The 8,306-nt window shown below is 75.5% G+C and carries 9 protein-coding genes and 4 tRNA genes; 7 read left to right on the top strand and 6 right to left on the bottom strand.

Annotated elements, in window-relative coordinates:
- Positions 1–164: 164 nt before the first annotated feature.
- The 5 genes from GCU67_RS18980 to GCU67_RS18960 all read right to left on the bottom strand — a co-directional run bounded on the left by GCU67_RS18980 (position 165) and on the right by GCU67_RS18960 (position 2,267).
- Positions 165–884, bottom strand: coding sequence for a hypothetical protein (locus GCU67_RS18980; RefSeq protein ID WP_163612920.1), 720 nt, complete (start codon positions 882–884; stop codon positions 165–167).
- Between the two features lie 430 nt (positions 885–1,314).
- Positions 1,315–1,389, bottom strand: a tRNA-Val gene (locus GCU67_RS18975).
- Between the two features lie 54 nt (positions 1,390–1,443).
- Positions 1,444–1,514: transfer RNA gene (locus GCU67_RS18970), tRNA-Cys, on the bottom strand.
- A gap of 42 nt (positions 1,515–1,556) precedes the next feature.
- Positions 1,557–1,628 (bottom strand) — tRNA-Gly (locus GCU67_RS18965).
- A gap of 132 nt (positions 1,629–1,760) precedes the next feature.
- On the bottom strand, positions 1,761–2,267 hold the full coding sequence (locus GCU67_RS18960; RefSeq protein WP_163612919.1) for an SsgA family sporulation/cell division regulator: 507 nt from the start codon (positions 2,265–2,267) through the stop codon (positions 1,761–1,763).
- Positions 2,268–2,439: 172 nt separating this feature from the next.
- On the opposite strand from GCU67_RS18960, the gene GCU67_RS18955 reads away from it, so the two are divergent.
- From GCU67_RS18955 to GCU67_RS18935, 5 genes are all read left to right on the top strand, one after another.
- Positions 2,440–3,075 carry a sigma-70 family RNA polymerase sigma factor gene (locus tag GCU67_RS18955; protein WP_211661708.1) on the top strand — a complete coding sequence of 212 codons (636 nt, stop codon included), beginning with the start codon at positions 2,440–2,442 and terminating at the stop codon, positions 3,073–3,075.
- The gene (locus tag GCU67_RS18950; RefSeq protein ID WP_163612917.1) at positions 3,072–3,953 is read left to right on the top strand and encodes an anti-sigma factor; all 882 of its coding nucleotides are present in this window, start codon (positions 3,072–3,074) and stop codon (positions 3,951–3,953) included. Before GCU67_RS18955 ends, GCU67_RS18950 begins: the two co-directional genes overlap by 4 nt.
- Before the next feature lie 35 nt (positions 3,954–3,988).
- Positions 3,989–4,432: a TIGR02611 family protein gene (locus tag GCU67_RS18945; RefSeq protein WP_211661707.1), complete on the top strand. Its 444-nt coding sequence runs from the start codon at positions 3,989–3,991 to the stop codon at positions 4,430–4,432.
- A gap of 26 nt (positions 4,433–4,458) precedes the next feature.
- Positions 4,459–4,530 (top strand) — tRNA-Val (locus GCU67_RS18940).
- A gap of 95 nt (positions 4,531–4,625) precedes the next feature.
- Complete coding sequence (locus tag GCU67_RS18935; RefSeq protein WP_163612915.1) at positions 4,626–5,018, top strand: HNH endonuclease; 393 nt, start codon at positions 4,626–4,628, stop codon at positions 5,016–5,018.
- A gap of 7 nt (positions 5,019–5,025) precedes the next feature.
- Here the strand turns inward: GCU67_RS18935 and GCU67_RS18930 are convergent, their stop codons facing one another.
- On the bottom strand, positions 5,026–6,252 hold the full coding sequence (locus GCU67_RS18930) for an LLM class flavin-dependent oxidoreductase (RefSeq protein ID WP_163612914.1): 1,227 nt from the start codon (positions 6,250–6,252) through the stop codon (positions 5,026–5,028).
- 263 nt (positions 6,253–6,515) lie between these two features.
- On the opposite strand from GCU67_RS18930, the gene GCU67_RS18925 reads away from it, so the two are divergent.
- Positions 6,516–7,070: an MOSC N-terminal beta barrel domain-containing protein gene (locus GCU67_RS18925; RefSeq protein WP_338105154.1), complete on the top strand. Its 555-nt coding sequence runs from the start codon at positions 6,516–6,518 to the stop codon at positions 7,068–7,070.
- Positions 7,071–7,144: 74 nt separating this feature from the next.
- On the top strand, positions 7,145–8,263 hold the full coding sequence (locus GCU67_RS18920) for a CapA family protein (protein WP_338105153.1): 1,119 nt from the start codon (positions 7,145–7,147) through the stop codon (positions 8,261–8,263).
- Positions 8,264–8,306: the final 43 nt, after the last annotated feature.

Genomic DNA, 8,306 nt, shown 5'->3' with positions numbered 1-8,306 from the left:
CCTGCGCAACGACGGGGACCGCGCCGCGCTGGCCGCGGAGGTGGGGCGCTTCTGGGACGAGCGGGTGCGCCCGGCTCTCGGCTGACCGTCGCCGGCCCGCGGTACCGGCACCAGCGGGCCCCGGTCCGCCGGCTGAGCAGGTGCGTCGGTCGCCGCCGCGACGATCAGGGTGCCGGCGACCCCGGGTCGTCCAGACCCCGGTAGGCCGCGGCCTGCTGGCGCGCGGTCCGGGCGCTGTCGCGGTCCCCGGCGGCCGCGCTCCGGTCGCTGGCAGCAGCGCTGCGGTCGGAGGCGGCAGTGGTGCGGTCATCGGCTGCGCCGGCCAGGAGCTGCCCCGCGTGCTGCAGGTCGACCCGCAGGGCGGACCGCTGGACGCCGGCGGCCAGCACGTCGGCGACCTGCACGTCGAGCAGTTCGAGGACCCGCCGCAGCAGGTGGAGCAGCGGCTCGTCCGCGCCGGAGTCGATCGCCTCCTGGATCGCCTCGGCCGCCAGCTGCAGGTGCAGGTGCTGGTCGGCCTCGTCGGCGTCCTGGGCGTTCAGGCGCCGGGTCACCTCACGGATCCGCTGGTAGGCCAGGGCCTCGCGGTCCCGTGCACCCAGGACCCCCTGGTCCGCGGTGTCGTCGCGTCCCCGCGCGGTGGTGTCGCGCTGGTCCGCCCGCCGGTCGGCCTCCTCGGCGCGGGCGTCGCGGTCATCGGAACTGGTCCACCAGGACCTCGCCTGCCGTTCCTGCTGCCAGGGACCGTCGTGTCCCGCCCCGTCCTCGGGCGGCGGTCCAGCTGCTGCCGGGTCGTGCACGTGTCCTCCACTGGTCGGGTGCGGGCGGCCTGTCCGGTCGCTGAGCGGGACGGGGTCACCGGTGTGGGTGCTCAGCTCAGCCACGTGCCCCAGCTCCGCGTCACGCCGCCGGCTCCGGTCGGACCCGGCTCCTCGGTGAGGAGGTGCCGTTCCACGAGTGCTCCGGTGGCCGTGCCGGTCCTCCGGTGGTCCGGGACCGCGCGTGCGGGGTGTGTGGCGTGGTCGGGCGCCGCGGCGCGGGCCTTCGCGAGCTCCGCTGCACAGTCCCACCGGTCATGGCGAACGAGACTACGACGACGGCGGAGGACGGGCCGGGTCGGCAGCTCGACGGGTCCGCGGCCGGGACGGCGACCATCCGGCCGGCGCAGGCGGGGACGGGTCGGTGGGTCAGGGGCCGGCAGGTCGCGGCGGGAGGGGCAGGGGGAGCCCGGACCGGGGGAGCGGCACGCCGGGACGACCAGCGTTATGCCCGGGGGACGACGAAGGCCCCAGGTCGGTGACCTGGGGCCTCTCGTGGTGGGCGATACTGGGATCGAACCAGTGACCTCTTCCGTGTCAGGGAAGCGCGCTACCGCTGCGCCAATCGCCCGTCCCGGCCTCGCGACCGGACCCACCTCCACGCTCGTGCTCCGCGGAGGAGACGAGGTGGAGACGGGATTTGAACCCGTGTAGACGGCTTTGCAGGCCGTTGCCTCGCCTCTCGGCCACTCCACCGCACGCCGGGCACCAGTCCTGAGACCAGCGCCCGGGGTTCCGAGCGGATGACGGGATTCGAACCCGCGACCCTCACCTTGGCAAGGTGATGCTCTACCACTGAGCCACATCCGCAGTGCCCCGCTCTCGCGGTGCGTGGAGAACTCTAACCGACCCGCTTCCGGGGGTTGAACCGGGGGGGTACCCGGGGTGGCCCTCCGGTCGTTCCTGCAGGTCAGCGGCGCGTGCGGACCTGCAGGAACGGCGTCAGTGCCCCGAGGGGTCCGAGCCGCCCTGCAGCAGCGCCGACAGCTCGTCGTCCACCCGGAGCGCCTCGCTCTCGTGCCCGACCGCCACGAGCTGCTCGCTCTCGCGCAGGAAGTCGCCCACGACGGCGGCCGACAGCTCGAACAGCGCCTCGCCCGAGGGGGCGCGCAGCTGCAGGAACAGCACGTCGAGCCCACCGCGGGCCGGCCACAGCCGCACGTCGCCCTCGCCGGCCGGCCCGGTCAGCCCGGCACGCAGCAGGTCGCGGCTGAGCAGCCACTCCACGCCGCCGTCCTCGTCGGGGACGTCCTCGCCGAGACCGGAGCCGTGCAGCCCGTCGTCCGTGCGGTCGAACTCGTCCTCGCCGCCGTCGCCGAAGCGGACCCGGACGGCGAAGGGGTCGCTCGCGTCGTAGACCAGGGCCGCCGGGACGGCCGTCCACGACTGGGGGCCGACCAGGTGGAGGGTGGTTCGTGCAGTGCAGCCAGACCTCGGGTAGCGCGCCATGTCCCTGTAACGACCCAGAAAGGGCTCCGGCTACGCATGGACTCGGCGTGTCGCGCCCCTGCCGCCTCCTGGGTCACACGAGTCCCACCCGTCACCGGGTCGCCGGCGTCCGGCGACGCGGTCGAGGGAACTGAACCGATCGGGGCCCACGCGACGAACCCGTCGTGTGACCATGGGCCTCGTGACTCGACCTGCGCGCAGCACCGAGGACGGCGCTGCCGACCTCGAACTGCTGCGTCGTGTCGCGGCCGGCGACCGTGGCGCCGTCGACGACCTCTACCAGCGGTTCCGCCGTCCGGCCTTCGCGCTGGCGCGCCGCGTGCTCGCCGACGACGTGCTGGCCGAGGACGTGCTGCAGGACGTCTTCCTCGGCATCTGGCGGGACCCGGGTGCCTTCGACGGCACCCGCGGCAGCGTGGCCTCCTGGCTGCTGACGATGGTCCACCACAAGGCCGTGGACGCCGTCCGGCGCGAGGAGTCCCACCGTCGCCGCACCGCGCGGGCCGAGGACGACCTGGCCCTGTCGGCTCCGGTGCAGACCAGCGACGTCGAGGACGACGCCTGGGAGCGGATGGAGGCCGGCCGGGTGCGCAGCGCACTGCGGGCGCTGCCCGAGCCACAACGGGAGGCACTCACGTTGGCCTACTACGGCGGGTACACCCAGCGGGAGGTCGCGGCCCTGACCGGCACGCCGCTGGGCACCGTCAAGACGCGCATGCTCGCCGGGATGCGCCGGCTGAAGGACACCCTCGGCACCGGCGTCCCCGGGGCAGCCGGTGTCACCCCGTTCGACGGGACCGCCCGATGACCGCCCCCGGACAGCAGCCCGGCCGGGACGACGAGCACCGGACCTGGGACGAGCTCGCCGTGGGCTGGGGCCTGCATGCCCTCGAGCCCGAGGACGAGACGCTCTTCGCCGCCCACCTGCGCACCTGCGACCAGTGCCGGCAGACCGTGGCCGACACCGCCGAGGTGATGGCGGCCCTCGCCGGCGACCTGCCCCAGGCCGAGCCCTCGGACGCGCTGCGGGACCGGCTGCGCGCCGCGGTCGAGCAGACCGAGCAGGTGCAGCCCGCCGCGCGGCCCGAGCCCCCCGTCGTGCAGGCGCCGGTCGAGCGGCCCGCTGCGGTCCCGGTGGGTGGTGCGTCCGCCTACGGGAACTTCCGCGCACCGCTGCCTCCCCGGCACCGCGACACACGGCCGGCCTGGCGGCGGGTGGTGCCGACCGCCCTGGTCGCCGCTGCCGTGGCCGCCGTCCTGGCCCTGGGTGCGTGGAACGTCGTCGTCACCGGCGACCGCGACGCCGCCCGCACGACCGCTGCCGAGCAGAGCCGGGTCATCGAGTCGCTGCTGCAGCCGGGCCGGGCCGCGATCGCGCCGCTGACCGAGGACGGCCGGCCGGTGGCCACGGTGGTCGCCCGCGACGGTCAGGTGCAGGTGCTCGCCGAGGGCCTCCCGGTCAACGACGTGTCCGGTCAGACCTACGTCGTCTGGGGGATGCGCGACGGTTCCCCGGTGGCCATCGGGACGTTCGACGTGGTCACTCCCGAGATGGACCTGCGGACCGTAGGCTCCCAGGCGACCGGTCTCGACGACTACTCCGCGTACGCCATCAGCATCGAGCCCGGTCGACAGGCTCCGACGACACCGTCGAGCATCGTCGCGACCGGGCAGGTGACCAGCTGAGCGGACAGGACATCCGGACCCCGCCCGGGGAGCAGTTGCCCTCCGGGCGTGAGCGCGCGCTCAGGCCCGGGCACGAGAAGGACCGCAGCCTGCGGGAGCGCGTGGCCGAGTCGGGCTGGCGGCGGCGGATCGCCGCCCGCAAGAGCCTCGAGGCCCCCTACCGGCTGGGTGTGGGCATCGTCGGCGGCCTGGTCGTCGCCGTGGGCATCGTGGCCATCCCGCTGCCCGGTCCCGGCTGGCTGATCGTCTTCGCCGGCCTGTTCGTGCTGGCGACGGAGTTCCTGTGGGCCGAGCGCGTGCTCGAGTACGCCCGCCGCCGGGTGGAGGGCTGGACCGACTGGCTGGGCCGCCAGTCCGCCGTCGTCCGGGTCGCGGTGGCCCTGCTGACCGCGGCCTTCGTCTACGGCGTGCTCGTGGTGACCCTGCACCTGACGGGCGTGCCGCACTGGGTGCCGGGGTGGGTGCCGCTGTGGCACTGAGCGTCTGGCACAATTGTCAGCAGCACGGGCGATTGGCTCAGCGGTAGAGCGCTTCGTTCACACCGAAGAGGTCACTGGTTCGATCCCAGTATCGCCCACCGTGCCCGAGGGCCAGGTCCCCCCGCGACGGGGTGACCTGGCCCTCGTCGCGTTCCCGGGCCAGGACGCCGGCACGGGCGCACCATGGACGGCGATGGCACTGGACCGCGCCGCCCGCCTGCGGGTCGCCGTCGACCGTGACGGGCCCACCTGCATCTGGTGCGCCCGCGAGTTCGGCGAGCACGTCGAGCCCAGCACCGAGCACGTCGTCCCGCGGGTCAAGGGCGGGCCGTCGTGGCTGGAGAACGAGGTGGCCGCCTGCCGCCGGTGCAACGCCGACCGCGGCCACACCGCACCGGTGGAGTGGCTGGAGGAGTGCGAGCGCCGTGGCTGGCACCCCGACGAGCCACGGCTGGTGCGGTCGCTGACCGCCCTGGCCGGGGCGATCGCCCAGCGCGGCGGCCAGCGCCGCGCCCGCCCCTACCTCGACGCCCAGCTGCGCCGGCTGCGCCGCCGGGGCGGCACGACCGGGCAGCGGGCGGGCTGAGGCCGGCTCACCGCCCCGTGAACGGGATGGCGGCCGGTGCCGAGGAGGCTGCGGGCGAGCCGGCCGGGGGCGCCCACAGCCCGCGACGCTGCAGCTGGGGCAGCACGCCCTCGCCGACCCAGTACGCCTCCTCCAGGTGCGGGTGGCCGGACAGCACGAACTCGTCGATGCCCAGCGCGTGGTACTCCGCGATCCGGTCGGCGACCTCGGTGTGGCTGCCCACCAGGGCGGTGCCGGCACCGCCGCGGACCAGGCCGACGCCGGCCCACAGGTTGGGGGAGACCTCGAGGTCGGCGGCGCGGGCGGTGCCGCCGGAGTGCAGCGCGCGCATCCGCCGCTGGCCCTCGGACTCGCTGCGGGCCAGGTTCGCCTGGACGCGGTCGATCATCCCCTGCGGGATGCCGGCCAGCAGGGTCTCCGCCTGTGCCCAGGCGGCGTCGGAGGTGTCCCGGGTGATGACGTGCAGCCGGATGCCGAAGCGCACGGTGCGCCCGCGCGCGGCGGCCAGGCCGCGGACCCACTCGATCTTCTCGGCCACCTGGGCCGGCGGCTCTCCCCAGGTCAGGTAGACGTCGCAGTGCTCGGCGGCGACCTCGCCGGCCAGCGGGGAGGACCCACCGAAGTAGACCGGCGGCACCGGGTCGGGCACGGTCTCGAGCCGGGCCCCCTCCACCTGCACGTGCTCACCGGCCAGGTCGACGGTCTCCCCGCGCCACAGCCCGCGCACCACCTGCAGGAACTCCCCGCCCCGGCGGTAGCGGTCGTCCTTGCTGAGGAAGTCGCCGTAGGCGCGCTGCTCAGCCGGCTCGCCGCCGGTGACGACGTTGAGCAGCAGCCGGCCACCGGAGTGCCGCTGGAAGGTGGCGGCCATCTGCGCGGCCAGGGTGGGCGACAGCAGTCCGGGGCGGAAGGCCACGAGGAACTTCAGCCGCTCGCTGGCACCGGCGAGCATGGCGGTGGTCAGCCACGCGTCCTCGCACCACAGCCCGGCCGGGGTCAGCGCCGCCTCGAAGCCCACGGTCTCCGCCGCCCGCGCGACCTGGGTGAGGTAGCCGAGCGACGCCGGGCGGGAGCCGCCCGCGGCGGTGGCGGCCATGCCGTGGCCACCGCCGACCAGGCCGCGGGAGTCGCCGTAGGTGGGCAGGAACCAGTGCGCGACCAGCGGCGGGCGCCCGGCGGCGTCGTCCGCGGTGAACGGGTCGGCGGGGGAGGGGAGAGCAGGGGCTCCGGTCATGACGACTCCAGGGCAGAGGGGTGCCGGCTCGGGGGCGAGCGGGCGGGGAGGGGCGACCGGTGAAGGGTCGGGAGGGCGCGTGGCGTCAGCGCGAGGTGGTGCAGGGGCGCGGACAGACCGCGCTGCCGACCCGGAGCAGGTCGACGTGGAGACGGCGGGTCAGCGGGCCACCGGCGGTCCCCGCTCCCGTCACAGCGCGAGTCTCGCAAACCGATGGACTTGGTCGACGAGGAGCTCGGTGCGCTGCCGGTAGCGTCCCCGGGGTGAACGACGTCGTGGGTGTGGTCGACCAGCTCTCCGTCTACCCGGTGAAGTCCCTGGCCGGCCGCACCGTGCCCGAGGTCGAGATCGAGGCGGCCGGACTGCGCGGTGACCGGGCGTGGTCGGTGGTCGAGGCCGGCTCCGGCGAGCGCGTCACGGTGAAGACGACCCCGCAACTGGCGGAGATCGTGCCCAGCGGCGACACCGAGGTCGACACGGTCACCGTCGCCGAGCGGATCGGCCGCCCGGTGCGGTTGGCCCCCTCCGGCGGCGGGCCGCAGGTCGACGCCGCCGCCGTCCACCTGGTCTCCCGGGAGGCGATCGACCGGGCGGCCGCCGGTGACGTCCCCGAGGGGTGCTCGGCCGACGACCCACGGGCCAACCTGCTGCTGCACCTGACCGGCGGCGACGAGCGCGACTGGGTGGGCCGGCGGCTGCAGGTCGGTGGCGCCGAGCTCGAGGTCGTCCGCACGCCGAAGCACTGCCTGGGCGTCTACGCCGAGGTCCGCGTCCCCGGCCGGGTCGCCGCCGGGGACGCCGTCCGGCTGCTGGGCTGAGCCCCGCCGTGAGGGTTCCGGTCCCGGTGGCGCGGGGGTCGCTCCGCCGGTCCACCGGGTGGTGTCCTCCCAGGGTGCGTGCGGTCGGGCTGCTCGCCGTCCTGGCGCTGGCCGGCTGCAGCAGCGAGCCGGCACCCCCGGCCGCCGTGCCCGCCCCGACGACCTCGACCCCGGCCGCACCGACGACGTCGGCCGCACCACCGCCGCAGTCGTTCACGCTGGTGGCCACCGGCGACGTGCTGGTGCACCAGGGCCGCGCGCTGACCGAGGGCGCCCGCCGTCCCGACGGCGGGTACGACTTCTCCGCGGTGTTCGCCGGGGTGGCGCCGGTGCTGCAGGCGGCCGACCTGGCGATCTGCCACCTGGAGACGCCGGTCGCCCCGCCCGGCGGCCCGTACTCCGGCTACCCGAGCTTCGCCGTCCAGCCCGAGGTCGTCGACGCGCTGGCCGGTGCCGGGTACGACCTGTGCTCGACGGCGTCCAACCACTCCCTGGACGACGGGTTCGACGGCCTGGTGCGCACGCTGGACACCCTCGACGCCGCCGGGATCGCGCACACCGGCACGTACCGCAGCCAGACCGAGGCCGACACCCCGCGGGTCGTCGACGTCGGCGGCGTACGGGTCGGGCACGTGGCAGCCACCTTCTCCCTCAACGGCGTGCCGCTGCCGACGGGGGAGCCGTTCGCCGTCGACACCTTCTCCGTGCCCGACGTCAGCGGGGTGCTGGCCGACGCGGCCGCCGCCCGGGCCGCCGGTGCGGAGGTGGTGGTGGCCAGCGTGCACTGCTGCGCCGAGTACGACCACGAGCCCACCGCCGGGCAGGAGGAGGCCGTGCGCACCCTCCTCGCCTCACCCGACGTCGACCTGGTGCTCGGCCACCACGCGCACGTCGTCCAGCCGTTCGTGCGCATCGACGGCGAGTGGGCCGCCTACGGCCTGGGCAACGCGCTGGCCGAGCACTCGACCCGCGGCCACGACACCGAGGACTCGGTGATCGCCCGGTTCACCTTCACCCGCGGCCCCGACGGCCGGTTCACCGTGACCCGGGCCGAGGCGGTGCCGGTGCAGATCGAGCTGGGGGAGGACGCCGTCCGGCTGCTGCCCGCCGACCCGGCCACGACCGGGCGGGTGGCCGCCGTGCTGGACGCCCGGGGCGCCGTGGCCGCCGGGCTGGGCATCGTCCCCGGCTGACCCGCCCGGTCGCCGGCGCCCATTAGTCTGCGGTTACCAACCC

Source organism: Modestobacter muralis (assembly GCF_010682105.1).
Taxonomy (GTDB): domain Bacteria; phylum Actinomycetota; class Actinomycetes; order Mycobacteriales; family Geodermatophilaceae; genus Modestobacter; species Modestobacter muralis.
This window is presented reverse-complemented; position numbering and strand designations above follow the sequence as displayed.